Source organism: Rahnella rivi (genome assembly GCF_019049655.1).
Lineage (GTDB): Bacteria > Pseudomonadota > Gammaproteobacteria > Enterobacterales > Enterobacteriaceae > Rahnella > Rahnella rivi.
The window spans coordinates 249,742-276,370 of the sequence record NZ_JAFMOX010000065.1 but is presented as its reverse complement, the minus strand read 5'-3'; the positions used below and the strand labels follow the sequence as shown (position 1 = coordinate 276,370).

The 26,629-nt window shown below is 56.2% G+C and carries 22 protein-coding genes; 12 read left to right on the top strand and 10 right to left on the bottom strand.

Annotation, left to right across the window (positions count from 1 at the left end):
- Positions 1 to 11: 11 nt before the first annotated feature.
- On the bottom strand, positions 12 to 914 hold the full coding sequence (locus tag J1779_RS20540; RefSeq protein WP_217204635.1) for a LysR family transcriptional regulator: 903 nt from the start codon (positions 912 to 914) through the stop codon (positions 12 to 14).
- A 122-nt stretch (positions 915 to 1,036) separates the two neighbouring features.
- Here J1779_RS20540 and J1779_RS20535 point away from each other — a divergent pair, with 122 nt between their 5' ends.
- From J1779_RS20535 to recD, 5 genes are all read left to right on the top strand, one after another.
- Positions 1,037 to 2,134: an NADH:flavin oxidoreductase/NADH oxidase gene (locus J1779_RS20535; protein WP_056781401.1), complete on the top strand. Its 1,098-nt coding sequence runs from the start codon at positions 1,037 to 1,039 to the stop codon at positions 2,132 to 2,134.
- Positions 2,135 to 2,324: 190 nt separating this feature from the next.
- The gene (locus tag J1779_RS20530; RefSeq protein ID WP_183848001.1) at positions 2,325 to 2,828 is read left to right on the top strand and encodes an SRPBCC family protein; all 504 of its coding nucleotides are present in this window, start codon (positions 2,325 to 2,327) and stop codon (positions 2,826 to 2,828) included.
- An 879-nt stretch (positions 2,829 to 3,707) separates the two neighbouring features.
- A complete protein-coding gene (recC, locus tag J1779_RS20525; RefSeq protein WP_217204681.1) occupies positions 3,708 to 7,154 on the top strand; it encodes an exodeoxyribonuclease V subunit gamma in 3,447 nt (1,148 codons plus the stop codon).
- A complete protein-coding gene (gene recB / locus J1779_RS20520) occupies positions 7,151 to 10,849 on the top strand; it encodes an exodeoxyribonuclease V subunit beta (protein ID WP_217204634.1) in 3,699 nt (1,232 codons plus the stop codon). The genes recC and recB overlap by 4 nt, the downstream gene beginning before the upstream one ends.
- Complete coding sequence (recD, locus tag J1779_RS20515) at positions 10,846 to 12,900, top strand: exodeoxyribonuclease V subunit alpha (protein WP_217204633.1); 2,055 nt, start codon at positions 10,846 to 10,848, stop codon at positions 12,898 to 12,900. Before recB ends, recD begins: the two co-directional genes overlap by 4 nt.
- Here recD and J1779_RS20510 read toward each other — a convergent pair whose 3' ends face one another.
- The 3 genes from J1779_RS20510 to J1779_RS20500 form a co-directional block, all read right to left on the bottom strand.
- A complete protein-coding gene (locus J1779_RS20510) occupies positions 12,901 to 13,143 on the bottom strand; it encodes a hypothetical protein (protein WP_072158192.1) in 243 nt (80 codons plus the stop codon).
- A gap of 45 nt (positions 13,144 to 13,188) precedes the next feature.
- Positions 13,189 to 13,296 carry a small membrane protein YniD gene (gene yniD, locus J1779_RS20505; RefSeq protein WP_112164783.1) on the bottom strand — a complete coding sequence of 36 codons (108 nt, stop codon included), beginning with the start codon at positions 13,294 to 13,296 and terminating at the stop codon, positions 13,189 to 13,191.
- A 305-nt stretch (positions 13,297 to 13,601) separates the two neighbouring features.
- Positions 13,602 to 14,813 (bottom strand): MFS transporter, encoded by a 1,212-nt coding sequence (locus J1779_RS20500; protein WP_122097398.1) that lies wholly within the window; start codon positions 14,811 to 14,813, stop codon positions 13,602 to 13,604.
- Between the two features lie 114 nt (positions 14,814 to 14,927).
- Between J1779_RS20500 and J1779_RS20495 the strand changes: the two genes are divergently transcribed.
- Positions 14,928 to 15,836 carry a LysR family transcriptional regulator gene (locus J1779_RS20495; RefSeq protein ID WP_056781375.1) on the top strand — a complete coding sequence of 303 codons (909 nt, stop codon included), beginning with the start codon at positions 14,928 to 14,930 and terminating at the stop codon, positions 15,834 to 15,836.
- Between the two features lie 70 nt (positions 15,837 to 15,906).
- On the opposite strand, the gene J1779_RS20490 is transcribed toward J1779_RS20495, so the two are convergent.
- The gene (locus J1779_RS20490; RefSeq protein ID WP_056781372.1) at positions 15,907 to 16,179 is read right to left on the bottom strand and encodes a hypothetical protein; all 273 of its coding nucleotides are present in this window, start codon (positions 16,177 to 16,179) and stop codon (positions 15,907 to 15,909) included.
- A 91-nt stretch (positions 16,180 to 16,270) separates the two neighbouring features.
- Positions 16,271 to 16,996, bottom strand: a complete 726-nt coding sequence (locus J1779_RS20485) for a DUF3053 domain-containing protein (protein ID WP_136375095.1) — start codon at positions 16,994 to 16,996, stop codon at positions 16,271 to 16,273.
- A 190-nt stretch (positions 16,997 to 17,186) separates the two neighbouring features.
- Here J1779_RS20485 and J1779_RS20480 point away from each other — a divergent pair, with 190 nt between their 5' ends.
- Together J1779_RS20480 and cspE are read left to right on the top strand one after the other, a co-directional pair.
- Positions 17,187 to 18,245, top strand: coding sequence for a DUF1615 domain-containing protein (locus tag J1779_RS20480; RefSeq protein WP_217204680.1), 1,059 nt, complete (start codon positions 17,187 to 17,189; stop codon positions 18,243 to 18,245).
- Between the two features lie 376 nt (positions 18,246 to 18,621).
- A complete protein-coding gene (cspE, locus tag J1779_RS20475) occupies positions 18,622 to 18,834 on the top strand; it encodes a transcription antiterminator/RNA stability regulator CspE (protein WP_056781364.1) in 213 nt (70 codons plus the stop codon).
- 562 nt (positions 18,835 to 19,396) lie between these two features.
- Here cspE and J1779_RS20470 read toward each other — a convergent pair.
- Complete coding sequence (locus tag J1779_RS20470) at positions 19,397 to 19,534, bottom strand: hypothetical protein (RefSeq protein ID WP_162997923.1); 138 nt, start codon at positions 19,532 to 19,534, stop codon at positions 19,397 to 19,399.
- A gap of 696 nt (positions 19,535 to 20,230) precedes the next feature.
- On the opposite strand from J1779_RS20470, the gene J1779_RS20465 reads away from it, so the two are divergent.
- Both J1779_RS20465 and J1779_RS20460 read left to right on the top strand, forming a co-directional pair.
- The gene (locus tag J1779_RS20465) at positions 20,231 to 21,568 is read left to right on the top strand and encodes an MFS transporter (RefSeq protein ID WP_217204632.1); all 1,338 of its coding nucleotides are present in this window, start codon (positions 20,231 to 20,233) and stop codon (positions 21,566 to 21,568) included.
- Positions 21,561 to 22,907 (top strand): enolase C-terminal domain-like protein, encoded by a 1,347-nt coding sequence (locus J1779_RS20460; RefSeq protein WP_217204631.1) that lies wholly within the window; start codon positions 21,561 to 21,563, stop codon positions 22,905 to 22,907. The genes J1779_RS20465 and J1779_RS20460 overlap by 8 nt, the downstream gene beginning before the upstream one ends.
- Before the next feature lie 10 nt (positions 22,908 to 22,917).
- On the opposite strand, the gene J1779_RS20455 is transcribed toward J1779_RS20460, so the two are convergent.
- Both J1779_RS20455 and J1779_RS20450 read right to left on the bottom strand, forming a co-directional pair.
- Positions 22,918 to 23,121: a hypothetical protein gene (locus J1779_RS20455; protein WP_217204630.1), complete on the bottom strand. Its 204-nt coding sequence runs from the start codon at positions 23,119 to 23,121 to the stop codon at positions 22,918 to 22,920.
- Between the two features lie 135 nt (positions 23,122 to 23,256).
- On the bottom strand, positions 23,257 to 24,507 hold the full coding sequence (locus J1779_RS20450; protein WP_056781348.1) for an L-lactate MFS transporter: 1,251 nt from the start codon (positions 24,505 to 24,507) through the stop codon (positions 23,257 to 23,259).
- Between the two features lie 474 nt (positions 24,508 to 24,981).
- On the opposite strand from J1779_RS20450, the gene J1779_RS20445 reads away from it, so the two are divergent.
- Positions 24,982 to 25,212 carry a hypothetical protein gene (locus J1779_RS20445; protein ID WP_217204629.1) on the top strand — a complete coding sequence of 77 codons (231 nt, stop codon included), beginning with the start codon at positions 24,982 to 24,984 and terminating at the stop codon, positions 25,210 to 25,212.
- 49 nt (positions 25,213 to 25,261) lie between these two features.
- A complete protein-coding gene (locus J1779_RS20440) occupies positions 25,262 to 25,825 on the top strand; it encodes a helix-turn-helix transcriptional regulator (RefSeq protein ID WP_217204628.1) in 564 nt (187 codons plus the stop codon).
- A 1-nt stretch (position 25,826) separates the two neighbouring features.
- Here the strand turns inward: J1779_RS20440 and J1779_RS20435 are convergent, their stop codons facing one another.
- Positions 25,827 to 26,603 carry an alpha/beta fold hydrolase gene (locus J1779_RS20435; RefSeq protein ID WP_056781339.1) on the bottom strand — a complete coding sequence of 259 codons (777 nt, stop codon included), beginning with the start codon at positions 26,601 to 26,603 and terminating at the stop codon, positions 25,827 to 25,829.
- Positions 26,604 to 26,629: the final 26 nt, after the last annotated feature.

Genomic DNA, 26,629 nt, shown 5'->3' with positions numbered 1-26,629 from the left:
ATAGCACGATCCTACTGCCCGCTACAGACCTGCGCCAGTTGCTGCCTCAGCCACTGGTGCGCGGGGGAGAGATGCGAGCGTTCGTGCCATGCGGCGACTTTGGTAAAGCCGGGAATGTCCAGCGGCGGTGGCATCACTTCCAGCCCTGCGGCATCTCGCACCAGCCGTTCCGGCACCACGGCGATCAGATCCGTGGTCTGCAACACCGGCGGCAGCACCAGAAAACTGTTCACCGACAACACCACATTGCGTTTTTTGCCGAGCGCCCGGAGCGCGGTATCCGTCACTCCGGCAAAATTTTCGCCGCTCAGCGACACCAGCGCATGGTCGTAATGACAAAACGTCCCGAGGGAAATCGTTCCTTTGTCCAGCGCCGGGTGGCCTTTGCGCAGCGTGCAAACATAACGCTCATCGTACAAATGGCGGATATGCAGGTCGGGCGGCGTGGTTTCCGGTGTCAGCAGAGCGAGATCGACTTCACCGCGTTCCAGCCGCTCCTGAATGTTCGACGCCTCCGCCCGCTGAACCGACAGATGAATGCCCGTCGCTCGTTGCCGCAACAAAGAAAAGAACGGCACGATAATTACGCTCAGCGCGTAATCCGTGGCGGCCAGCGTAAACGTCATCTCGCATTCGGCAGGAACAAAGGCTTCCGGCTGCAACAGCGCGTCAATTTCCGCCATCACCCGTTTCACCGGTTTTGCCAGCGCCAGCGCACGCTCGGTCGGCACAATGCCGTAGCGCGCACGCACAAATAAAGGGTCATCAAAGCTTTCGCGCAGACGCGTCAACATGCTGCTCACGGCAGGCTGCGTCAGGGAAAGGCGCTCAGCGGCGCGGGTCACGCTGCGCTCGTCGAGCAGTGCATCGAACGTCTTTAGCAGATTCAGATCGAGACTTTTCAGATTGCGCATGGGCAGGGCACCGATTGAGTTATAACGAAATATAATAGGCACTATAATATTTTCAGACTTCTGCTTATAGCTCTTTGACGGCACGCTGGTTGCTGAATGATCCCATCCTTAGAGGAAAATATATGTCTGCACTTTTCACGCCTTTTACATTGAAAGACGTCACCTTAAAAAACCGTATCGCCGTTCCGCCGATGTGCCAGTATTCCGCCACTGATGGCGTGCCGAACGACTGGCATCAGGTGCATTACGCGACCCTCGCCCGCGGCGGCGCAAGCCTGGTCATTGTCGAAGCGACGGCGGTGTCACCTGAAGGCCGCATCACCCCAGGGTGCCTGGGGATCTGGAACGATGAACAGGCCGCTGAACTGGCGAAAATCGCCACATCCATCAAAGCCGCAGGCGCAGTACCGGGGATCCAGATCGGTCATGCAGGCCGTAAAGCCAGCGCCAATCTGCCGTGGGAAGGGGACGACCATATTGCCGAAGGCGACCCGCGCGGCTGGGCGACGATTGCGCCTTCCGCCGTTGCGTTTGGCAAGCATCTGCCAAAAGTGCCGAAAGAGATGACCAAAGCCGATATCCAGCGCGTGATGGCGGATTTTGTGGCCGCGGCAAAACGTGCGCGCGATGCCGGTTTTGAATGGCTGGAACTGCACTTTGCCCACGGCTATCTGGCGCAAAGTTTCTTCTCCGTGCATTCCAACACCCGCACCGACGAATACGGCGGTGATTTCGCCGGTCGCAGCCGTTTCCTGATTGAGACTTTCGACGCCGTTAACGCCGTCTGGCCGAAAAACCTGCCTATCACCGCGCGTTTCGGCGTGATTGAATACGATGGCCGCGACGAAGAAACCCTGGCGGAATCTATCGAACTGACCCGCATTCTGCGTGAGAAAGGGCTGGATATGCTGAACGTCAGCGTCGGTTTCTCCACCTGGGAAGCGCAGATCCCGTGGGGTGCCGGTTTCCTCGCGCCGGTGTCGCGCCGCGTGCGTGCAGAAGCCGGTTTGCCGGTGGCCAGCTCATGGGGCGTGGCTTCGGCGCAAATCGCCGAGCGCTGCATCAGCGAAGAAGATATGGATCTGGTGATGATTGGCCGCGCGATGCTCGCCAACCCGCATTATCCGTATGCGCTGGCGAAAGAGCTGGGCGAAGACAATCCGTCATGGGTCTTGCCTGCGCCTTACGCGCACTGGCTTGAGCGTTACAGCATTAACTGATCGCTGATTGACATCAGCGTCATTGTCGGCAGGCAGAAGTCTTCTTCTGCCTGTTTTTTTATCTGCCTTCCAGATATAAAAATAAGCCATGTTGGCTATTACAAGCCATGATTTCCGTAATATCTCAGCGGTGCGTATTCTTTGTGGACACCAGCCTGCGGGCTGTTTCCCGGACATAAAGGAATCACACATGAATGCGATCAACTGGCCGCAAGGCTACCTCCCCGGCGAAGCCGATAACTTCGCGTCAAACGAAATGATCATCACCGGCCTGACTGTTGAACAACTCTGGGCACAACTCGATAACACCGCCGCCTGGCCGGAGTATTACAGCAACGCGTCGGATATTGCGTTTCACGACGGCAGCGGACCGGGGCTGAGCGACGGCGCTCGTTTTCGCTTCAGCACCTTCGGCTTTCCGGTGGAAGCGCAGGTGAATGAATACGTCCCGCCAGCCAACGGCCAGCCCGCGCGCATGGCGTGGCACGGCTGGGCAGAAGGCGACGCCGACACCCGTCTCGACGTGCATCACGCGTGGCTTATCGAAGAACTTTCCGGTGGCCGCGTACGCATCCTGACCCAGGAAACGCAGAATGGAAAACCGGCACGCGATCTCGCAGTGACGCGGCCGAATCCGATGATCAACGGCCATCAGGAATGGCTGGACGGGATGATTAAAGCGGCGCGCGGTTAAGTCGCGCGCTAAGCACCTCTTCCGTGCTGTGGGGGCTGGCCGTCAGCTCCAGTTTCTGCCGGCCAGCAATTGCCCACCCTGGTTGAGATGCAGGGTGTTGCTCGTGAAAATCAGATAATGCTAAACGCCGTCCTGGCGATTCAATTCACAATGGAATAACCCGGTTATTCGATAAGAGATATTTCGAACTGCACCTGCCGGGGAATTCTAAAAGTGACGTAGCATTTTCCGATAAAATATTTTTCTTACCTGTCCTGACAGCTGAAATACAAATATACATGCTGAGTGGTATTGATAGTGTAAATAATAAATCACAGATGTCCTTCAGACCCTGTAATTTCTGGTGACCGTACAGAAACTGTCTGGATTTTTTTACGTTTTTTCGTGATGCACTTGCTGTTCTAAAAGTGTAAGAAATTGTTTTTATTGTTTATTTTCCTGTGCCTTTCAGCAGGTATAGCGGCGAGAGCCAATAATGATTACAAGAAAACACCACTATAGATAATTCTAATATTCACTGTAAATATTTTTATTAACTGATTCACTTGTATTTCTTATGCGGTAAATAACTAACGCATCTTTATAACAGTTTACTTTTCACGACACAAAAGCTGTTTTCTGAATCTTCTAAAAAATGAGATTTTTACCTCTGATAAACAGAAAATTATTAGATAGCTGAATGTTACTGAAATGAATTTAATTAAAAACTAATTTATTGGCTAATGAAATTATCAGGGGAGTCATGATTAATGTCACCCTCTGACAGGATGACGGTGCCTGCAATCCCGGCCTCTTTTCCTTTCAATCCTTTCCAAATCAACGCAAAATCTCTCCCTTAAACCAGCGATAATAAGGGATGCGGGCGTGAATTCAGGTTTGATGGTGTTACACGGCAATCACTCAGAAGCCCTGAGGGACGTGCTGATCACGTGGATGGCGGCGCATCCGCTTTCGCCGCTGGAAAATGAAGTGATTCTGGTGCAGAGCAATGGCATCAACCAGTGGCTGAAACTGGCGCTGGCGCGCGATGCGGATGACGGCGGCTGCGGCATTGCGGCGGCGCTGGACATCAAGCTTCCGGCGCGTTTTTTCTGGCAGGTGTACCGCGCCGTGCTGGGCAAAGAGCAGGTGCCGGAATCTTCACCGTTCGACCGGCCATTGCTGACCTGGCGGCTGATCCGGCTGTTACCGCAATTGCTCACCGAACCGGTGTTTGCACCGCTGGCGCGTTTCTTAAAAGACGACGGCGACATGCGCAAACTGCATCAGCTGGCACAGCGTCTGGCTGATTTGTTCGATCAATATCAGGTGTATCGCGCCGACTGGCTGGAGGACTGGGGCAACGGACTGGACGTTCTGCGCACCAGCCGCAAGGGCAGCGAGCCTTTACCGGAAAACCTGCTGTGGCAGCCTCAACTGTGGCGTGCGCTGCTGGCGGATGTTCCTGAAAATCAGCGTAATACCAGTCGCGCCGCGCTGCATCAGCGTTTTCTGCACCACGGCCAAACGCTTTCTGAACATCAGCGCCCGGCCGGTCTGCCTGCGCGCCTGGTCGTTTTCGGCATCTCTTCACTGCCACAGCAGTCTCTCGAAGTGCTGGCGGTGCTTGGCCGCTGGACGCACATTTTTATGTGCGTGCATAACCCGTGCGAGCACGACTGGAGCGATATCATCGCCGATAAAGATCTGCTGCGCGCCGAACGGATGCGTCAGCAGCGCAAGCCGGGTATGCCGCCGGTGATGAACGATGATGAGCTTCATCAGCATGCCCATCCGCTGCTGGCAGCGTGGGGCAAGCAGGGGCGCGATTATATCGGCCTGCTCAATGAATATGACAACCATGAATCCTACGCCTCGCAACTGGCGCCGGTGATCCCGCGTATTGATCTCTTTACCTCTAACGGCACCGACACGTTACTGCACCAGTTGCAGGAAGATATTTTGCAACTGCGCCCGCTGGCTGAAACCAAAGGATACTGGCCGCCGCTGAATGCGCAGGACGACTCTCTGCGCTTCTACATTACCCACAGCGCCCAGCGCGAAGTGGAAGTGCTGCATGACCGTCTGCTGGCCGCGCTGGCGGCAGATCCGACGCTCAGACCGCGCGATATTATAGTGATGGTGCCGGACATCAACGGCTACGCGCCGCATATTCAGGCGGTGTTCGGCCTGACCGCGCGCAGCGACCCGCGCTACATTCCGTTCACCGTCGCCGATCAGGGGCCGCGCCAGAATAATTCTCTGCTCGGCGCGCTGGAGCGCCTGCTGAATTTGCCGCAGTCGCGGTTTGCCGTCAGCGATTTGCTGGATTTACTCGATGTGCCGTCGGTGCGTCAGCGCTTTGCCATCGAAGAAGAACAACTGCCGCTGTTGCACCGCTGGATACGTGCCGCCAACGTGCGCTGGGGGCTGCACGCCGAACAGCGTCAGAGCCTCGAACTGCCGTTATCGCCGGAGCAAAACAGCTGGTTCTTTGGTCTGCAACGGATGCTGCTGGGCTACGCAGTGGGCAGCGGCGAAGCCTGGGGGAATATCGAGCCGCTGGATGAAATCGGCGGGCTGGACGCGGCGCTGATCGGGCCGTTGTCGCATCTGCTGAGTTGCCTTGATGAAACCTGGCGTCAGCTGCGCGAGCCCGCCGCGCCGCAGGTCTGGGGTGAACGTCTGCGCGCGATCCTCTCACAGTATTTTGCACAGGACGACGAGGGAGAGGACGGCTTCATTTTAGTCCGTCTGCACACCGAACTGGACACCTGGCTGGAAGCCTGTGAAAGCGTTGATTTACAGGCCGAACTGCCGCTTTCAGTGGTGCGCGATCACTGGCTGGCGCAGTTTGACCAGTCCGGCCTGACGCAGCCGTTCTTCGGCGGTGCGGTGACCTTTGCCACGCTGATGCCGATGCGCGCCATTCCGTTCCGCCACGTTTACCTGCTCGGCATGAACGACGGCGATTATCCGCGTAACCGCGTGCCGATGGATTTCGATCTGATGGGACGCGATTACCGCCCCGGTGACCGTTCACGTCGGGAAGATGACCGCTACCTGTTCCTCGAAGCGCTGCTTTCTGCCCGCGAACGCCTACACATCAGCTGGGTGGGGCGCAGCATTCATGACAACACTGAGCGCCCGCCGTCGGTGCTGGTGGCGCAACTGCGTGACCATCTGGCGGCAGGCTGGACGCTCAGCAGCGGCGACGAGGTGCTGCCCGCGCTGACCGTTGAACATCGTCTTCAGCCGTTCAACCGCGACTATTTTGTTAAAGACAGCGCACTGTTCAGTTATGCCCACGAATGGCGTGCCGGGCTGGAAGCGGAAGCCGCTGATGTTGCTGCACAACCGCTGCAACCTGTTGAACAGGAAGGGGCGCTGACGCTGCGCCAGCTGTCGGATTTTCTGTCGGATCCGGTGCGCAGCTTCTTCCGCCAGCGGCTGAATATCTATTTTGAGCGGGAAGATCCGGGCAGCGAAGATCAGGAACCTTTCGATGTGAACGCGCTGGAAAACTGGCGATTACAGGATGAACTGATCCGCGCGCAGAAATGGGCGCTGGAAGCCGGGGTTTCGCGGCAGGATGTCTTGCGACAGCAGCTTGAACGCATCGAACGGCGCGGCGAGCTGGCACCGGGCGAATTTGCCAGGGTACTGAGTGAAGATCTGGCGGAGCCGATGGAACAGCTGTTTGCCAGCTATCAGCAGGTGCTCGACGCGTGGCCGCAGGCTCTCGGCAATGAATCGCTGAGCGTGGATACCGGCGGCGTCAGTTTCTCCGACTGGCTGGGCGATCTGCGCGCCAGTGAGGGCGGTGAACGGGCGCGCGTGGTGCTGGAAAGTGGCGGCCTGATGACCAAAGAGCGCAGCTACCGCTTCGACAAACTGCTGCCGCACTGGGTCGCTCATCTGGCCGGGCACCTCGGCGGGCAGCCGATGCACAGCATTATTGTCAGCAAAAACGGCACCGCTGAACTGCCGCCGCTGGAGATTTCACAGGCCGAAGCATTGTGGCAAACGCTGGTGGAGACATGGCAGCAGGGGCAGTTACGTCCGCTGCCGCTGGCGGTGAAAACCGCCTTCGTCTGGCTGAAAAAAGACGGCAATGAACAGAGCGCGCCGGACAGCGATGCCTGGTTTGCCGCCCGTGACGCCTATGAAAATCACGATCCGGCTAACAAAAAATTCGGTGAGCGCGACAGCAACCCTTATCTGGCCCGCGCGTGGCCTGATTTTGCCACATTGTGGTCCGACGGCGAATTCGCCGTGCTTGCGGATCGCCTTCTGGCTCCGCTGAAAAATCATCTTTCTCGCAGTAAGAAAGGAGGAAAGGAATGACGGATCGCACCCTGCCATCGGCCCTCAATGTGCTGAATTTCCCGCTGACCGGCAGCCGCCTGATTGAAGCCAGCGCCGGTACCGGGAAAACCTTCACCATCGCCGCGCTGTACGTGCGGCTGGTGCTCGGGCACGGCGGCGATAACGCCTTCAGCCGCCCGCTGACGCCGCCCGACATTCTGGTGGTGACCTTCACCGATGCGGCCACCAAAGAGCTGCGGGATCGTATTCGTGAACGTCTGTCCAAAGCGGCGGTGTGCTTTCAGGAAGATCCGCATGAGCCGTCATCGGGCGACGAATTTCTCTTAACACTGCGTGCGGAATATACGCCGGAGCAATGGCCGGGCTGTGCCCGTAAGTTGCAACTGGCGGCCGAATGGATGGATGAGTCGGCGGTTTCCACTATCCATGGCTGGTGTAACCGGATGCTGGGCGAACACGCGTTCGACAGCGACAGCCTGTTTACGCAGACACTGGAAACCGATCAGAGCGAATTGCTGATGGACGTGGTGCGCGACTACTGGCGCAGCTTCTATTTCGCGCTGCCGGAGCCGGACATCCGCACCCTGCGCGGCTGGTGGCGCACGCCGGAAGCGTTACACCAGAGCGTGATGCCACTGCTGGACTATGCCGACGAACTGGGATCGGATGAACCGCCTGCGCAGGTGTGCGAAACGGTGAGTCAGCAGAAAGCCGACGAGCTGGCGGCGCTGAAACAGGGCTGGGCGCAATGGACGCAGGAGCTGCGCACGATCCTCGAGGGCGCGGTGGCGGCGAAAGTGGTCGATGGCCGTAAAATTCAGGCGCGTTATTTCACGCCGTGGCTGGAAAAACTCCATACCTGGGCCACCACCGATGAAGTGATGCCGGATCTGAAAACCGGCTGGGAACGCCTGACGCCGGAAGGCCTGGCAGAGTGCTGGAAACAGGGCGAGCCGCCTGCGCACCCGGCGCTGACCGCGATGGAAACCCTGAAAGCGCGTCTCGAGAGTTTGCCTGATGCGCGCAGCGGTTTGCTGAAACACGCCTGCCGCTGGATAGAAAACCGCTTTGACGCCGAGCAGCAAAAGCGTGCGCAGATGGGCTTCAACGATTTACTGACCCGCCTCGACGCCGCGCTGCACAGTGATAACGGTGAACGGTTGGCGGAGATCATCCGCACTCAGTTCCCGGTGGCGATGATCGACGAATTCCAGGACACCGACCCGCTGCAATACCGTATTTTCGATACCGTTTACCGTGTGGCAAAAAATGTACCGGAGCAGGGGCTTATCCTGATCGGCGATCCGAAACAGGCGATTTATGCGTTTCGCGGGGCCGATATTTACACCTATCTGCGGGCGCGCCGCGATACCGGCGGACGTCACTACACGCTGGCGACCAACTTCCGTTCCACCCGCGCCATGGTCGCGGCCGTGAACGAAGTGTTCCAGCTGGCAGAATCCCGCGCATCCGGCGAGGGCGCTTTTCTGTTCCGTCGTGGTGATGATAATCAGGTGCCGTTCCTGCCTGTGGAAGCCAAAGGACGCGCCGATACGCTGGTGATTGACGACGCCGAAGCCGCTGCCATGACGCTGTGGTATCCGGAAGATCAGGCGGAAGCATTGCCGAAACTTCAGTACGTTCAGCTGATGTCTGACGGCTGTGCGACAGAAATTGTCCGTTTACTGCGTCTCGGGCAACAGGGCACCGCCGGTTTCGGCCACCCCGGAGAACCGCTGAAACCGGTCATGCCCGGCGATATCGCGGTGCTGGTGAATACCGGCCGTGAGGCCGCGGCGATCCGCATGGCGCTGTCCAAACGCGGCGTGCGCAGCGTCTATCTGTCAGATAAAGAATCGATTTTCCAGAGCGCGCAGGCAGGCGAATTGCAGTTCTGGCTGGCGGCCTGTGCCGCGCCGGAAAACGATCGTCTGCTGCGTGCCGCCCTGGGGACGCCTTCGCTCAATCTCAGCTGGGAAGCGCTGGATCGTCTGAATCAGGATGAAAATGAGTGGGAACGCTATGTCCGGCAGTTTCAGGAGTACCGTACCTGCTGGCGCAAACAGGGCATTTTACCGATGCTGCGCCGCCTGATGTGGGAGTTCGACGTGCCGCGCCGCCTGCTCGGGCGCGGTGATGAGCGGGCGCTGACCGATTTGCTGCATCTTTCAGAACTGCTGCAACAGGCGAGTGTGCAGCTTGACGGAGAACATGCGCTGATCCGCTATCTGGCGGAGCAGTGTCAGGATGAAAATCAGGGCGGCGACGCACGGAAATTGCGTCTGGAAAGTGATGCCGAACTGGTGAAAGTGGTGACGGTGCATAAATCCAAAGGTCTGGAATATCCGCTGGTCTTCCTGCCGTTTGCCTGCGCATTCCGCGCGGTGAAAAAACAGGATTCACCGCTCAAATGGCATACGCCGGAAGGCGAACTGGAAGTGGCGTTAAGCGCCAGTGAAGACGAGCTGGCGCTGGCTGACCGTGAACGGCTGGGGGAAGATCTGCGTAAGTTTTACGTGGCGCTGACCCGCTCGCGTTACGCGCTGTGGCTGGGCATGGCACCGCTGAAAGAGTTTGAAAAGAGCGCGCCGGGTTATCTTTTTAACGGCGGCGAGGCGATTGATGCTGCCGCATTGCCGGGCCGTTTGCAGGCGCTGGAAACCGACACTCTGCGCGCATGGCCGCTGCCGGTTCCTGACGGTGCCGTGTTTCGTCCGCAGCAGGCGCCGCCTGCGCTGGGGCCGCGCCCGCCGTTGCGGACGCAGAAAGCACCGCGCTGGTGGGTATCGAGTTTCTCGGGTCTGCAAATCGCGCCTGCCGGAACCTATATCGTCTCAGACGGGGTGACACACGAGCCGCAGGCGCAGGCCGAAAGCGCCGCACAGGACACCTATTTTGAAAACAAGATCTCCGAAAGCCTCGGGCTGGCCGATCTGCGACTGACAGACGCATTATCGCAGCCGATGACCGGCGCGGATTTGTATGCGTTTCCGCGTGGCCCGGCGCCGGGGAATTTCCTGCATGGTTTACTGGAGTGGGCAGGGGACGAAGGTTTTGCTGCGCTGGCGGCTGAACCTGAGAAAATCGCCGATCAGATTGGCCGTCGCTGTCAGACTCGCGGCTGGGAGAAATGGATCCCCGCGCTGACCGGCTGGCTGACCGCGCTGCTGACGCAGCCGTTACCGCTGCCGGATGGCGGGGCGTTTACGCTGGCCGGTTTGCCGCCGTATCAGGTGGAGATGGAGTTCTGGTTCTCCCTGACGCAGGTGCCGACCCGTCGCCTGGACAAGCTGGTTCAGCAATATACGCTCGGCGGGGCAGAACGCGCGCCACTGCTGGCGGAAGATCTTAACGGCATGCTGAAGGGCTTTATCGATCTGGTGTTTGAACACGACGGGCGTTATTACGTGCTGGATTACAAATCTAACTGGCTGGGCGCTGATGCCAGCGGCTATGACCAGACGGCCATGACGCAGTCGATGCGGGATCACCGCTACGATCTGCAATTCACGCTGTACCTTTTCGCCCTGCATCGTCTGCTGAAATCACGTCTGCCGGATTACGACTACGACCGGCACATCGGCGGTGCGGTGTATGTCTTCCTGCGCGGCAGCCATGCGCCGGGCAACGGGGTCTGCGTTCAGCGGCCGGATAAAGCGTTAATGGAAGAACTCGACATGCTGTTTAGTGGCAATCAGGAGAAAAGCGCATGAAAATCAACAGCCATGAAGATATCGCGCACCTGTTGGCAAGCTGGGTGGCGTGCGGCTGGCTGCGTGAGCTGGATCGTGCGCTGGTGACGTTTCTGGCGAAACAGGTGCCCGATGCGCATCCGCTGTTATTGCTGGCCACCGCGCTGACCAGCTATCAGCTGGGACGCGGCCACGTTTGTCTGGATTTACAGGCCACGCTGGCGGACAGCGCCTTTTCACTTTCCCTGCCGCCGGATGGCGATCACGCCGACGGTGCGGTGATCCGCCCCTCAGCGGTGCTGGATAATCTCACGCTCCGTCAATGGATGGATGCGCTGGTGCAGCCGCAACTGGTCGGCAACGGTGCGGGCAATACGCCGCTGGTGCTGGCCGGCCACCGGTTATATCTGCGCCGCTACTGGCAGTACGAACAGAACGTGCGCGGAGCGATTGAACAACGGCTGGCGCGCAGTCAGCCGCAGGCGTTGCCGGTGGACTCCCTGCGCACTGCGCTGGACGCGCTGTTCCCGGCGAAGCGCAATGCCGGGCACGTTAACTGGCAGAAACTGGCCTGTGCGCTGGCGGCGGGAAGTGCATTCAGCATTATTACCGGCGGCCCCGGCACCGGCAAAACCACCACCGTGGTCCGCCTTCTGGCGTTGCTGCAAACGCTGGCACTGGAAGACCGGGGCCAGCCGATGCGTATCCGGCTGGCCGCCCCGACCGGTAAAGCGGCGGCACGGCTGAATGAGTCGATTGCGGGGGCAGTTTCGAAGCTGGAACTCGGCGGGCTCGGCAACGGCGAGGCGGTGCGTGAAAGCATTAATACGGAAGTGGTGACGCTGCACCGCTTGCTGGGCAGCCGCCCGGATACGCGGCATTTCCGCCATCATCAGGGCAATCCGCTGATGCTGGACGTGCTGGTGGTGGATGAAGCCTCGATGGTCGATCTGGAAATGATGGCGGCACTGCTGGCGGCGTTGCCGGAGAGCGCACGCCTGATCCTGCTCGGTGATAAAGATCAGCTGGCGTCGGTGGAAGCGGGCGCATTGCTCAGTGAACTCTGTCAGCGCGCCAGGGGGGGCCATTATCTGCCGCAAACCCGCGACTGGCTGCAAAGCGTGACCGGCGAGCAGATCCCCGATGCGCTGGTGGATCCGCAAGGTACGGCGATCGATCAGGCCGTGGTGATGCTGCGCCACAGCTACCGTTTCGATGCGCAAAGCGGTATCGGTCAGCTGGCGGAAGCGGTAAACGACGGGGATGTGAAAGCCCTTAAACAGGTCTGGAAACAGGGCTACGCTGACCTGGCGCAGCTGACATTGAGTGCCGACGATGATGCGGCGTTGCGCGACTGGGTGATCAACGGTGCGGCGGGGCAGTTTCCTGCGACACAAAGCCGGGAGGGCATTTCGCCGCCAGCCGGTTATCGGCATTACCTGACGGTGGTGAATAATGAGCGACCGGCTCTGGATGAACCGCCGGAATCCTTCAACCGCTGGGCAACAAAAGTGTTGCTGGCCTACAGTCAGTTCCAGTTGTTGTGTGCCTTACGCGGCGGGCGCTGGGGCGTCGAAGGGCTGAATCTGCGCATTGCGGAATTACTGTATAAAGAGAAACTGATCCCGGCGTCGGTGGGCTGGTATCCGGGGCGTCCGGTGCTTGTGACGCGCAACGATTACAGCCAGCGGCTGATGAACGGTGATATCGGCATTACGTTGCCTTACCCGCAAACGCTGGCGGAGGGCACGACGGTGTGGGGGATGCGCGTGGCATTTTTGTCCGGAGACGGTACGCAGAGTATCCGCTGGGTGATGCCTGGCCGGTTACAGGCGGTGGAAACTGTATTCGCCATGACGGTGCACAAATCGCAGGGTTCAGAATTTACCCACACCGCGCTGCTGTTGCCGGAGAATCTCAGCCCGATCCTCACGCGCGAGCTGATTTACACCGGGATCACCCGTGCGCGTCACTGGTTCAGTCTGGGGTGTGTCGGAGGAGTCAATGCGGTGCTGCCGGAAGCGGTACAGCGCAGGGTGCTGAGAGCCAGCGGATTGATCGAAACGGTGTGATCAGTATTCGTATTGCGGTGTTTTGAGGGTTTTGACCGTGGCCCGCGTTTTGGAAGCGGGCACTTTGGTCGCTTTCAGCGGGTCACCGGCAACAAACTCAAGCGTCGGGGAATAGTAAAACGGCAGCCAGCCGCCATAGCCATTCTCCCACTCCCAGCGAACCGGGCAGGGCCAGAGAATGTCTTCGTACATAATGTAATAGGTCCATCGCCCGTGAGGGCGGCGTGGTTTGGGGGTCTTCATATGGGCGTCAACTTAACTCAAAATAGTATCGCTAACAATAAAAGCTCAACCCCAAATCATGGCCGCCCAGCGGAGTAACAGCAGGCCGCCGCAAATGCACAACAGCACGACGACCATCTTCCAGTGTTTACTCATCATCCTTTTTGTGACCATCGGAGCCTCCCTGTATTGAGCCCGTGTTAACTGGTGATTTGCCGGTCAATGTAGTGGACCACGTGTTCCTTTAATTCGGGAACTGACTGGTCGGCGAGCCACTCAAAAGCCACCAGTAGTAAGGTTGTCAGGGTGAGTACAGTCAAAATTATAGCGGCTTTTTTATGGGCTTCCATCGTCTCATCGTCTTTGCATTGCCTGTTTTTTACTCTATCAGAAAGTGCTGCGTCTGAGGAACTTTCAGGCATTTGGTTCTGAAAGGGTTTAGGAAATTATACCCTTTCAGACAAAGTGAAACTTTGATCCTATCCCTTCGTGAGCGGATCCGCGCAAATGAGTGCATGCCGGCTGCCCGGTTTAAAGCCGTGTTGCCGTGCGCGCCACGCGATGCCCAGACCGGCCAGCAGCAGCAGAACCATCACCCACGGGAAAACGTCAATGCCGGTTGTGTTGAGCAGAATGCCACCCGATAAACCGCCACCGGCAATCGCCAGGTTCCATGATACGACCACCAGCGATTGCGCGATATCCCCCTGTTCCCCGGTGGCATCCGCGATGGCGGTTTGCAGTAACGTTGCCGCGCCACCGAACGTCAGCCCCCAGACCAGAACGCACAACGTGACCATGAACGGAGAGTGGCTGTCCAGCGCCAGCCCTACAGAAATCAGGGCGAACAGCGCCAGGCTGGTCAGCAGGGTGTGCCTGAGACGTTTATCCACCAGCATGCCGGTGATGCCAATTCCCGCCAGCGCGCCAATGCCGAACACCAGCAGGATCTGATCAGCCCGTCCGGCCAGACCGGAGAGTTTCAGGAACGGCACGATATAGGTGTAAAGCAGGTTGTGCGTCAGCATCCACAGAAGGATCACGGCCAGTATGCTGCGCACGCCGGGCATCATGATGACATGGCGCAGCGACTGCTGTTCCCCGGCTGCCTGCCCCGGATAATCCGGCACTTTACGCATTACCCATACCACCAGCAGCAGCGTGAGGGCGGACATGACCCCGAATGCCGTCCGCCAGCCGAGCAGGGTGCCCATCCACGTCCCCAGCGGTACGCCTATCGACAGCGCCACCGGTGCGCCCAGCATGGCCACCGATAGCGCCCGTCCCTGCTGGTGCACCGGCACCATACGCCGTGCATAGCCCGCCAGTAATCCCCACGCCAGACCGGCCGCGGCACCGGCCATCCAGCGGGCAAACAGCGTCAGCATGAAGTTTGTCGATATTGTCGTGATGGTGTTAAACACCAGAAAACCAAGGATCGCGGTCAGTAACGCGGTGCGGCGGTTCCAGCCGCGCGTCATCGCCGCAAGCGGGATCACCGCCATCAGAGATCCGGCGGCATAAAGCGTGATCAGCTGCCCGGCCATCGCCTGCGAAATATCAAGGCCGGCAGAGATTTGTGGCAATAAACCGGCGGGCAGGGTTTCAGTCATGATCCCGATGAAACCGGTCATCGCCATCGCCAGTAAAGCCGAAAGCGGCAGGGGGGATTTCAGTGCAGTGGAATTCATGGAGTCTCTCAGTGACGGAAAAGGTGAAATCACGATAGAGAATTCCTCAGTGCGGAAAAAGTAGGGTACATTTCCAGTGTATGCGGACTCTGTTGTCCGTAATCGGAGGTGGCAGTGGAAAGTCTGAGTAGCCTTAATGTGTTTGTGCACGTTGCTGAAACCCGAAGCTTCGTGGCCGCCGGGAGAATATTAGGGGTATCGGCGTCGGCGGTGGGCAAAAGCATCGCCCGGATGGAAACCAAGCTGAACGTCCGCCTGTTTCACCGCAGCACGCGCAGCGTCACGCTCACGGCGGAAGGTGCGCTGTTTCTTGAGCGCAGCCGCCGGATTGTCGCTGAGCTCGAAGCGGCGGAAAGTGAGTTATCTCAGTTGTCAGAAAGTCCTCGTGGCAGGCTGCGCCTGAGTTTGCCGCAGGTGAGTACGCTGTTGTTGCCGGTGCTGGGGGAATTTATGCGCCGCTATCCTGACATCGAGCTGGATTTAGATTTTACCGATCGTATCGTTGATGTGGTGGAAGAAGGGTTTGATGCGGTGGTGCGTACCGGGCAGATGGCCGATTCACGGCTTTCGATGCGAAAACTCGGCACATTTCATCATCTGCTGGTCGGCGCTCCGGCCTATTTTGCCGCGCACGGCGTGCCGGGCGAACCGCAGGACTTGCTGAATCACCGTTGTCTGCATTTCCGGTTTCCCAACAGCGGAAAGCTTGAGCAGTGGCCATTCCCTGCGCATCAGGATCTGACGCTGCCGGTATCGATGGTTTGCAATAACATCGAAACGCGACAGTGTTTTGCTCTGCAGGGGTTGGGTATTGCGTGTTTGCCGGATTTTAGCATCCGTAAGGAATTGGCGCGTGGACAGCTTGTGACGGTGCTGGATCAGTACGTTAAACGCAGTGCAGACTTTTTCATTTTATGGCCATCGGGCGGCTATATGACGCCAAAGTTGCGGGTGTTAATCGATTTTCTCAGTGAACGGGTATTTCCGGAAAGCCCTGAGCTGGCGCTGATGTGTCCCAACTAAGCGGGCGGAGAAGCGTGGGGGAAAATCAAAAGGCCCAAGTTTGCGTTGAGCCCTGACTGTGCATGGGGAATTAACGGCTTCCCGGCAACAGAGATTCGGTGCATTTGAAGACGTCTTCGCGGAATTTGCGTGAGGCCTCATCCAGATCGGTCTGATTGGCGACGTCTGCACGGTTGGCTTCCAGCGCCTGATTGACGGCGACGGTGAAAGCATTTTCCTGGCTGGCGTTCAGCACGTTACCGACGCTGCCGAACAGCAGACGCATGGCGGAAATTTGAACCAGAAGTTCACGGTTTACGCGTTCAAGCTGATCCACGCGTTTGGCAAGAATTTCGTCACTCATAGGTGTCTCCTTAGTTAATTGCCGCACACCATAACAAAAGCGTCGCCATGAAAAAACCGCCTTTCGGCGGTCAGGGTGCACGAATGCGGGTTTAGCGTACCATTTGCTGCATCTGGCGGCTGTATTCCATCAGCTGCGCATTGAGCGGCACCAGCTGCTGCTGAATCGCGTTGTATTTATCCAGCTGTTTTTGGGTAGAAAATTGCAGGCGGTTACCGGTAATGGTGACGTTTTTGCCCTGGCTTTTGATGAAGTCGGCTTTTTCCACGATGAGATTCAGCACCTTCGGCAGTAAATCAAACACCTGTTCAGTGATTTCAGAAGGTTTCACCACGGTTTTATCGTAGGCCTGATCGTAAAGCTTTTTCAGGTCATCCGGCTGTTTCAGCGCACTGTGCTGGGTATCGGCCTGCGTTCTCAGTGTGATGATTTTTTCTTTCCAGTTCAGGCTGCTGTCGGCCATTTTCTTTAAATCATCACGTTGCTCGACCAGCGCGTTGACGCTGTTCACGCTGTTCATTCCGGCAAATACCGGCACCAGCGAGGAGTTCAGCTCGGTATTCATCTGGTGATGGAAACCTGTGATGATCGCGTAATCTTTGCTGTATTCACCGAACTGTTTTTTCTGTTCTTCCGTCAGTTGTGGGACGGCCAGCACCTGTTTATCCAGAATGCGCGACTGGAGGAAATCCATAAACGCTTTGCGCTGTGCGGGCTCTTTGTCGCCACAGCCGCTGACGGCAAAAATCATCATCAGCAGCATAAAAGGCATCAGAAATGCGCGGTGAAAGTGAGAGGTTTTGGTGGCGTAATGCATGGATTCCTTGCTCCTTTTGCTCCATATTCAGAAGATTAACCTTAGCGTAAAAAGATGAAATTTTAACTAGAAAGCCGCGCTTATCTTGGTTAACGTCCCTGAGTTAACGGATAACTGCCTCTTCAGGAAAGGTATTACTTTGAACGATAAGCCATTTTTAGTTCCCCGCACGCTCGGCCTGCTGGCAATAATGATCCTCGCCGGGTGTACCTCGAATAAGAAAGAAGAGGCGCCGCTGAAAAACCCGCAGGACACCAGGGCGGATATCGTTCGGCTTATGCCTTCCGGCGCCCCGGACAAGAAAGGCTGGGCAACGGACATCACGGCGGCATTTTCAGCGCAGGGCATCCCTGCAACGACTGACAATATTTGCTCCGTGCTGGCCGTGGCGCAGCAGGAATCGAATTTCAACGCGGACGCGCCGGTGCCGGGGCTCGGAAAAATTGCGTGGAAAGAGATCGACCGCCGCGCGGACGCGGTTCACGTGCCGAATTTCCTGGTGCACACCGCGTTGTTGTTGAAATCTCCTGACGGCAAGTCTTACAGCGAGCGGCTGGATAAGGTGAAAACCGAAAAACAACTCAGCGCGATTTTCGATGATTTTATCAATATGGTGCCGATGGGGCAGAAGCTGTTTGGCAATCTGAATCCGGTGCATACCGGCGGGCCGATGCAGGTCAGCATTGCGTTTGCTGAGCAAAACGCCAAAGGCTATCCGTATAAAGTCGATGGCTCTATTCGTAATGAGGTGTTCAGCCGTCGCGGCGGTGTCTATTTCGGCGTGAAACATTTGCTGGGCTATCCGGCGAATTATTCTCAGCCGCTTTACCGTTTTGCCGATTTCAATGCGGGCTGGTACGCCAGTCGCAACGCCGCGTTCCAGAGTGCGGTCAGTAAGGCCTCGGGCATTCCGCTGGCGCTGGACGGGGATCTGATCAATTACGGCACCGATAAACCCGGCAGCACGGAGCTGGCGGTGCGCACGCTAAGCAAGCGTCTGGATCTCAGCCAGTCTGCCATCCGCAAGGCGCTGGAGAAGGGGGATCAGCCTGAGTTTGAGGACACGAAGCTTTACAAGCAGGTGTTTGCGCTGGCAGATAAAACCACCGGCAAGCGTCAGCCGCGCGAAATCCTGCCGGGGATTACGCTGGAAAGTCCAAAAATTACCCGCACGCTGACCACGGCGTGGTTTGCAAAACGGGTAGACGGACGCCGCGCCGAGTGCGTCCGCCGGGCATCGGCACGCTAAAGAACGCGAAGTGGGCCTGAGGAATCGTCTTAAACCTGTTTTAACCGGCAGGTTTTATTCTTTTATTTTCGGGCTACAGCCACCGCCCTTCGTGGCCTGCGGGTTATTTGCCGCGGAAATATAATCAGCATCAATTGAAATGCGATGAAATAAAGGCTTGCTTAATAAATCCTGCTGTGTGTAAATAGCGTCAACGGTTTGTGGTTAAGACCTATTTATGTAAGACATTTTAGTAAAGCAGTTCCTGGTTCAAGTGATATAGCAAATCCTTTCTCCGACGAATTTCCTTCTCTGATGCATCCATAAGTATTTCAAATAAAAACAGACCTATATTGCCCTATGGCATCATAAAATAAAAACGAAGAAGGTATTTCCTATGTCTAATAAAATGACTGGTTTAGTAAAATGGTTTGACGCTGGTAAAGGTTTCGGTTTCATTTCTCCTGCAGACGGCAGCAAAGACGTGTTCGTACACTTCTCTGCAATCCAGAGCAATGATTTCAAAACCCTGGACGAAGGTCAGAACGTTGAGTTCACCATCGAACAAGGCCAGAAAGGCCCTTCAGCGGGTAACGTTGTCGTTCTGTAATGTCGCCTGATATTGAAGGCAAATCACCTGCAATAGCGAAGATGGGGTAAACCCGGAGCAGACAGGAATCATTGTTTCAATATCGACATGCTGAACCACAAAAATAAACCCTGGCCAAGGCCGGGGTTTATTATTTATAAGCTTCCAGAATTATTTCGGGAGCCACAACAGAAAAGCCGGTTTTCTTTATTTATCGGATTCTGCGTTAATCAACGATAAATAAATATGTCAGTCGTTTTTTCTGTTGTGACCAGGCCATGCTCAGGCTGCGTAATGTTGGAGTGTACGATGGACGCTTACGCCATAATATGACGGCCGGGAAAGCACCGGCAAATCCCCTTTCTCCTTTGGCTGGCTCTGCGTTAGCCGCCATCATTGACGTCAGTGACCTCCTTTTCGTCAAGCTTTGGGCAAAAAAAAGCCCGCACGCGGCGGGCAAAATAACAGGGTTCTACAGGGGTATTACACAGGGACATCACACAACATTTGATGGATTTAAGATACCAAACGCTGTGTATGGTTTTGTCATCACCGGGTAAGGTTACTCCAGCAGATGTAAGCCTTATTTGTCTGCGTAATAACCGATGACCTGGTCGATTTTCGCATCCGCTAACGCAATTCCCTTCTGTATCAATGATTCTGAACCGATGCTGGCCAGCAGAATGACCACTGCAACAACCATTAATCCCTTGTAAGTCATGTTTTTCTCTCAGTGAGTGTGATGTTCATACGGGGTTTTGTTGCAGGCATTATGTGGCGATACCTGATGTATCACCACGTTTCCTTTCTCAGGGCAGGGGAGAAAGCATTACAGCGCCATGTGGCCGACGCCAAAATAAGTCACCAGACCAATGATAACCAGCAACACGATGGCTGCGGCGGTGTAGAGGATGATGCGTTTGGGGCTGTAAAAAGCCATAGATATGTCCTCATCGAAAAATAGTGTTCTGCAACGGGCGTTACAAAACCTCCATCATCAGCGCCATCACGTAGCCAATCGCTACGGAACCGCCTGCCATCATTAACCAAAAAGCTGTTGCTTTCATTTCACGCTCCTTGTGCCGGGACGGCCTGCCCCGGTCATCGATTTCAACGCCTGATTATAACAAACATGTAAATCATAGGAATAATGACATACTTTGATTTTAAGCCGTTGATCGGAAAAAATTTAACCGGAAATTGTGAAGCGCCTCGCTAATCCTCCCAAAAGCTCATTCCCTCTTTTAAAATTGACTGTGCTTATGCACATCACTCAATCCATTGATAATATGAATTAATCCACCGTGACTGTCTTTGTTGACGATCAAACATTGGGCGAGTGCACAATGGCAATTCATCCCGTTCGCTTTTTAATGAGTGTTGCAGTTGCTCATTATTTCAACGCTAAGGGAACCTCATGAACGGTCATGAAAATAAAGCGGTAAGAAGTGCAAACCGCAAATTCTTTGTCCGCACCATTCCGATGCTCATCCTGATGCTGATCATTAACCAGATTGATCGCACCAATGTCGGATTCATCAAACACAGTCTGGAAACGGACGTCGGCATCAGCACCGCCGCCTTCGGTTTTGGCGCGGGTTTGTTCTTCGTCGGTTACGCGCTGTTCGAAATCCCCAGCAATATGCTGATGGACAAGTACGGCGCACGCGTCTGGCTGACCCGCATTATGATCACCTGGGGCGCCGTGGTCTTTGCCATGGGCTTTGTGACGACGCCGATGCAGTTTTACGTGCTGCGCTTTTTACTGGGCGTGGCCGAAGCCGGTTTCTTCCCTGGGATCCTGTTTTATTTTCGTAAATGGGTACCGAATGTGTACCGCGGACGCGCCACGGCGCTGATCCTGACCGGATCGGCGGCGGCGTACTTGTTATCCGGCCCTGTGACCGGCGGATTGCTGGAACTGCATGATTTCATGGGATTGCCGGGCTGGCAGTGGGTGCTGTTTATTGAAGGTGCGCTGTCGGTGCTGGTCGGGATCGTGGCGGCATTCTTCCTGGTCTCCAGACCGGAAGAAGCCAAATGGCTGACCGCCGCGGAGAAAGAGGCGCTGAGCACCGCGCTGACCGAAGAGGCCAGTTCGCGTGATGTGAACACTCAGGGCCAGTCACGCTGGCAGTTGATCACCGACGGCAAAATGGCCTACCTCTGTTTTCTGTTTTTCGTGATGTGCATGACGGGTTACACGCTGGTGTTCTGGCAGCCGGAGATTATTGGCCGGATCCCGGGACTGTCGCCGTTACAGATCGGTTTGCTCAACTCCGTGCCGTGGATTTGCGCCATTATCGCCATCAATATCCTCGGGCGTGTCAGTGACCGTTTCCGCGGCAATCGTGAAACCATTCTGGCGCTGGCGCTGATTGTCGCCGCCATCGGCACCTGTTTGTGTACCCTCGGTGGCCCGTGGTTTGGTCTGTTTGCGCTGTGCGTGGTGTGCGTCGGCACCAAATCCAGTGCGGTATTGTTCTGGCCTATTCCGCAAAGTCAGTTGCCGTCTTCCATCGTTGCGCCGGGCATAGCCTTGATCAATTCGCTGGGTAATCTGGGCGGATTCTTCGCACCGGCGGTCTTTGGTTATCTGCAACAAACTACCGGCAGCACGACGTCGGGGTTGTATATCCTCAGCGGCATTTCCGTGTTTGCCGCCATCACGTTGTTCTTCACCAAAACTCACCGCACGCCAACTCAACCTGACTATCACGCCCCGCAGGGACTGGAGCAAAAACGCCATGTCTGATACGCCAAAAATTGTCGAAATGCAGGTCATCCCGGTTGCCGGTCACGACAGCATGCTGCTGAACATCGCCGGTGCCCACCATTGCTATTTCACCCGCATTCTTCTGGTGCTCAAAGACAGCGCCGGGCACACCGGGGTGGGGGAATCGCCCGCGACGGGAGTGGTGCTGAAAATTCTTAACGACGCGATCCCGCATATCGTCGGCCAGGAAATTGGCAAAATGAATCAGCTGGTCAGTGATTTGCACAAACGCGATCTTGACGAACATAGCCGGCCTGCGCCGGTTCTGCCGGGCTTCCGGCCATGGGATCTCGAGCGGCATCACAATGCCGTGGCGGTGCTGGAAACTGCGCTGCTGGATCTGATGGGGCAACATCTCGGTCAGCCGGTGGCCCAGCTGCTCGGCCCCGGCAAACAGCGTGATGAAGTGCCGGTGCTGGGGTATCTGTTTTATATCGCCGATCGCCAGAAAACAGATTTAGCCTATCTGGAAGGGAAAGCGCAGGCGGGGCAACACCCGTGGTATCACCTGCGGCATCAGGAAGCCATGACGCACGAGAAAGTTGTGCAACTGGCCGAGGCCGCGCAGGACAAATACGGTTTCAGGGATTTCAAACTCAAAGGCGGCGTTCAGGCGGGAGAAATCGAAATCGACACGGTCAGGGCGCTGAAACAGCGCTTCCCGCAGGCGCGGATAACCGTTGACCCGAACGCCTCGTGGTCGCTGGATCAGGCGATTTCGCTGTGCAAAGGCATGCACGGAATTTTGTCTTACGTTGAAGATCCGTGCGGCGCGGAGCAGGGTTTTTCCGGGCGGGAAACGCTGGCGGAATTCAGGCGCGCTACCGGTTTGCCGGTCGCCACCAATATGATTGCCAATGACTGGCGGCAGATGAGCCATGCGCTGCAACTGAACGCGATAGATATCCCGCTGGCCGATCCCCATTACTGGTCGATGCGCGGGGCAAATACCATCGGGACGTTATGCAATGCGTGGGGACTGACGCTCGGTTGTCACTCGAATAATCATTTCGACGTATCGCTGGCGATGCTGGCGCATCTCGGTGCGGCAGCGCCGGGGGAGATTACGCCGTTTGATACGCACTGGATCTGGCAGGAAGGACAGCATCTGACTAAAAATCCGCTGCAAATCAAAGACGGCAAACTGGCGCTGAACGATCTGCCGGGACTGGGTGTGGAGCTGGATATGGATGCCGTCGGCATTGCCCATCAGCGCTACAACAACCTGACGCAAAAAGACCGCGATGATGCGATCGCCATGCAATATCTGATACAGGGATGGAAGTTCGACGGCAAGCGCGCCACGCTGGTGCGCTGATTTTTCTGCCTTAATTCAGGTAGTCGCCTGCGGAGGTCAGTTTGCTGTGTGCGCTGGCATCAAGAGGTGTTGCGGGCTGGGTGCTGCTTTCGCTGGCTTTGCGGCTCAGTTCGGCTGCAACTTCCTGCGCGCTGGAAGGGTAAGCGACGGCAAAGCTATTAAATGCGGTGAGGCTGAGCATCAGGCTGAAAAGAGCGAGGGTAGTGCGTTTCATTTACGGGTGTCCGGTGTATTCACATTTGGTCATAAGATTTGTGTGAGTCAGTCACTGAACGGATATGCTTTACTCATAAGAAACGGGAGCGAATTACGCTCCCGTTCATCATTTATTCTGCGCTCAAGTGCTGCCTTACACGTGCTGGAGCGTATTATGACCTGCTTCTGATTTATTCGGTAAGCGAATCGTGGCAGAAAGAACCAATGATACGATCAATAATGCGGTGATGATGCTGAAGGTCACCGCGAAGCCGCCGAACAGGGAAGCCACCAGCGAAGCGAAGATGCTGCCGATACCAAAGCCCAGATAAAGCAGACCGTAATTTTTGGTCATGTTGTTCAGCCCGAAGAAGTCGCTGACCAGTGACGGATACACGGTGATGGTACCGCCGAAGCTGAAGGCCACGCAGGCCACAGAGATAAAGAACATGGTTTCGTTCATGTGGGTGAACAGCATCATGCTCATACCGGCCAGAGATACGACCTGTGCGATGGAGATAACGCGGATACGCTGCATTTTGTCAGACAGCACACCCAGCACCAGACGACCACTCAGGTTGGCAATCGCAATCACGGTGACGGCATTGGCCGCAGTCAGCGCATCCAGTTTTACCAGGCTCTGCCCGATATCTTTCGCTACGCCAATCACATACAAACCACTCATGCAGGCCGTCAGGAACATCAGCGCCAGCATCCAGTATTGCGGTGCGCGAACGGCTTCTGCCAGCGTAAATTCACGGCTGTCTTTGCTGTTATCGTTAAGAGAGTTTTCTTCGCGGGTCACGTCGGCTGTTTCTTGTTTCGGCGCATCTTTCATCATCAGCGCACCGGAAATCACCATCACCATCGCCACGCCGCCCCAGATCATAAAGGTGTTTTGCAGACCTTCCGTCGCCAGCAGGTGGCCGCAGACAAATTTGAACAGCAGGCTGCCCAGACCGTAGGCGCCGATAGCGCAGGCGGAAATCATCCCCTTACGCTCAGGGAACCATTTCACGCAGTTAGACAGCGTCAGCAAATAACCCGCACCATCCGCCAGACCGACCAGCACACCGGCGCTGATGTACAACATGATCACGTTATCGGAATGAGCAGTCAGGAAGAACCCGGCTGCCATCAGCACGCCTGCGGCGATGGTGACGTTACGCACACCGAAACGCTCCTGAAGTTTGCCGGCCACGGAAGAGGAGAGCGCCAGACACAGGCTGAGGATCCCAAAGGTCAGCGCGATGCGGCTGACCGGTTCGCCCAGTTTTTCAGAAAGCTGACCGTTGAACAGGCTCCAGGTATACACAGAACCCAGCGCAAGTTGAGTCAGAATGGTACCGGCCAGAGTCAGCCAGCGGGTACGGTTGTAGTTCGGCATGCCAGATTTGTCACTCATAATGGGTTCTCCCGAGCGAAGTAGATTCAATTAACTGTGGCTATGATAATCCTCGCGTATATATGCGGTTCATTTGCGGCGTGAGATGCATGAGTTGCGGAATGAAATGCATTGCTGGCGGTATGAGTCGCCATTTTCAGGCCAAAAACGCCTCAAAATTGGACTTAAAACGCCTCTGCAGCCCTTGCGGGGCGCGGGTTTTAGTTGATCTGGATCACTAATCCGGCGATTAGTTTTTTCATGAACGATGCCACATTTTGTCCCGAAGGCTTTTTTGTGACGTGGGAGCGATCAGCATGATTACGGAAGGTTGTTTTCTGCGCAAAACGGGCGGCCACATTTATTTTTGACGATGTCATTTTTTCAAGGTTTTAGTCCCTGTTGCGAGGTTACACTTCCGGCGTGCATGAGGACGTATGCATGTGGTCGTTGACGTGTGTCAACGGATTGATATACTACAGCAACAGGAGGCCAATGAAGGCACATCCTAATAAACATATTCACGCGGCCATTGAATATGCGATATCCAAAGGCTGGCATTTTGTCGCTGGCGGCGGCAGTTCTCACTGCTTTGGTCGGATCCGGTGCGGAATCCCTGCTCATCGTGAACATATGATGAGCATCTGGTCCACTCCCCGTAATCCGGAAAACCATGCTGCACAAATTATCAGGAAAGTAGATCATTGCCTGACTGATGAGACATAACACCAGGGCGGGAAACCGCCTTTTTGTCATACCTGAATAAGGAGATTCTTTGCCACTTTATAACTTCACGCTGACACTTTCCGGGGTGACGTCGGATACGGAAAATCTCGAAGATGCGCTTTTTGCGAGCGGTTGCGACGATGCTCTGATCGCTTTTTATGGCACCTCGGTGTATCTGGAATTTGACCGGGACAGTGCTTCTTTCGCCAGCGCTGTCATGACCGCTATCCGTGACATTGAATCAGCGGGTCTGAATGCCCGCGTGGAGTCGGTCGATTCGGCATTAGTCGGACTCAGCGATATTGCCGGGCTGGCCGGTCTGACCCGGCAATCGGTGGCGTTATTGAAAGATGGCGCAAGAGGGCCGCGTAATTTCCCGAATCCCGTCCAGCGGCTCAAAGGCAATTCCCCACTCTGGCGCTGGAAGGATGTGGCGGACTGGATGGTAAGGCAAGGGCGGCTGACAACGGGCGATGCGCTGGTTGAAAACGCGGCAATACTGGAAAACATTAATCTGGCACTGCAATTGCGCTCTGTTCCTCAGCCCCAACAGGTCAGTCAGTTTGCGCACCTTCTTGAGCACCAGGAAGACATCACCACATTTTCCTTTTGACCTACAACACTTCGGCATTCAGTGCGGCATTGATCGCAGCCGCCACGCCGGTCGGGTTTTCCCACATCATGGAATGACCGGCCTGCGGGACGATCGCGGTATGAATGCCGTGCTGCGGCAGCACGGCGACATCCGGCTCCGGGAGTGAAAACTCACCAAACAGTACGGTTGCCGGCATGCTTAGCTGGTAAAGCTGTTCGCGCCACGACACCGCTTCGCCTTCCACCAGCCCGACGGCCTGACGGTGAATCGCTCTGGGTGAGGCAATCCCCATACAGCCCGCCCAGATGTGATTATTGCCGCGAACCGCGACGTCAATCAGACGCGCGTGCCCGCTGCGCAGATACTCTTCTTCCGTATATTCAGCGACCGAACGGCTAAACACGCCGCCTCCCGCATCCAGATTGGGTTCGGCGACGATCAGCCGCTGAATAAGATCTGGCCGCTGCGCCGCCACCATAATCGCAATGCTGCCGCCCATGCTGTGGCCGATCAAATTCACCTGCGGTACGCCAAGGCTTTCCAGCCAGGCAATCACGCAATCAGCGTGGGATTGCAGGCTGTAACTGAAATCATCAGGTTTATCGCTGTAACCTGAACCGGCAAAATCAAGCAGGAGGGAGCGACGTGGTCGCAGTGAGGCATCGGTCGCCACGCGGGGAAAGTCGCAGGAAGCCGCACATCCCAGACCGTGTAAAAACACCAGCGGCACGCCCAGCCCTGACAATTCGTGGAAACGCAGATAAAAGTCCGCACCGGGTACTTTGAAAGATTTCATCTCAATCCTTTCTTAACGGCATAAGT

Coding starts and splice junctions, on each gene's coding strand:
- J1779_RS20460 (WP_217204631.1), top strand. CDS start 21,561: ATGTCTGATACGCCAAAAATTGTCGAAATGCAGGTCATCCCGGTTGCC.
- J1779_RS20480 (WP_217204680.1), top strand. CDS start 17,187: ATGATCCTCGCCGGGTGTACCTCGAATAAGAAAGAAGAGGCGCCGCTG.
- J1779_RS20530 (WP_183848001.1), top strand. CDS start 2,325: ATGAATGCGATCAACTGGCCGCAAGGCTACCTCCCCGGCGAAGCCGAT.
- J1779_RS20450 (WP_056781348.1), bottom strand. CDS start 24,507: ATGAGTGACAAATCTGGCATGCCGAACTACAACCGTACCCGCTGGCTG.
- J1779_RS20470 (WP_162997923.1), bottom strand. CDS start 19,534: ATGACTTACAAGGGATTAATGGTTGTTGCAGTGGTCATTCTGCTGGCC.
- yniD (WP_112164783.1), bottom strand. CDS start 13,296: ATGGTCACAAAAAGGATGATGAGTAAACACTGGAAGATGGTCGTCGTG.
- J1779_RS20540 (WP_217204635.1), bottom strand. CDS start 914: ATGCGCAATCTGAAAAGTCTCGATCTGAATCTGCTAAAGACGTTCGAT.
- J1779_RS20435 (WP_056781339.1), bottom strand. CDS start 26,603: ATGAAATCTTTCAAAGTACCCGGTGCGGACTTTTATCTGCGTTTCCAC.
- recC (WP_217204681.1), top strand. CDS start 3,708: ATGGTGTTACACGGCAATCACTCAGAAGCCCTGAGGGACGTGCTGATC.
- J1779_RS20535 (WP_056781401.1), top strand. CDS start 1,037: ATGTCTGCACTTTTCACGCCTTTTACATTGAAAGACGTCACCTTAAAA.
- cspE (WP_056781364.1), top strand. CDS start 18,622: ATGTCTAATAAAATGACTGGTTTAGTAAAATGGTTTGACGCTGGTAAA.
- J1779_RS20455 (WP_217204630.1), bottom strand. CDS start 23,121: ATGAAACGCACTACCCTCGCTCTTTTCAGCCTGATGCTCAGCCTCACC.
- J1779_RS20510 (WP_072158192.1), bottom strand. CDS start 13,143: ATGAAGACCCCCAAACCACGCCGCCCTCACGGGCGATGGACCTATTAC.
- J1779_RS20485 (WP_136375095.1), bottom strand. CDS start 16,996: ATGCATTACGCCACCAAAACCTCTCACTTTCACCGCGCATTTCTGATG.
- J1779_RS20490 (WP_056781372.1), bottom strand. CDS start 16,179: ATGAGTGACGAAATTCTTGCCAAACGCGTGGATCAGCTTGAACGCGTA.
- J1779_RS20500 (WP_122097398.1), bottom strand. CDS start 14,813: ATGAATTCCACTGCACTGAAATCCCCCCTGCCGCTTTCGGCTTTACTG.
- J1779_RS20445 (WP_217204629.1), top strand. CDS start 24,982: ATGAAGGCACATCCTAATAAACATATTCACGCGGCCATTGAATATGCG.
- recB (WP_217204634.1), top strand. CDS start 7,151: ATGACGGATCGCACCCTGCCATCGGCCCTCAATGTGCTGAATTTCCCG.
- recD (WP_217204633.1), top strand. CDS start 10,846: ATGAAAATCAACAGCCATGAAGATATCGCGCACCTGTTGGCAAGCTGG.
- J1779_RS20465 (WP_217204632.1), top strand. CDS start 20,231: ATGAACGGTCATGAAAATAAAGCGGTAAGAAGTGCAAACCGCAAATTC.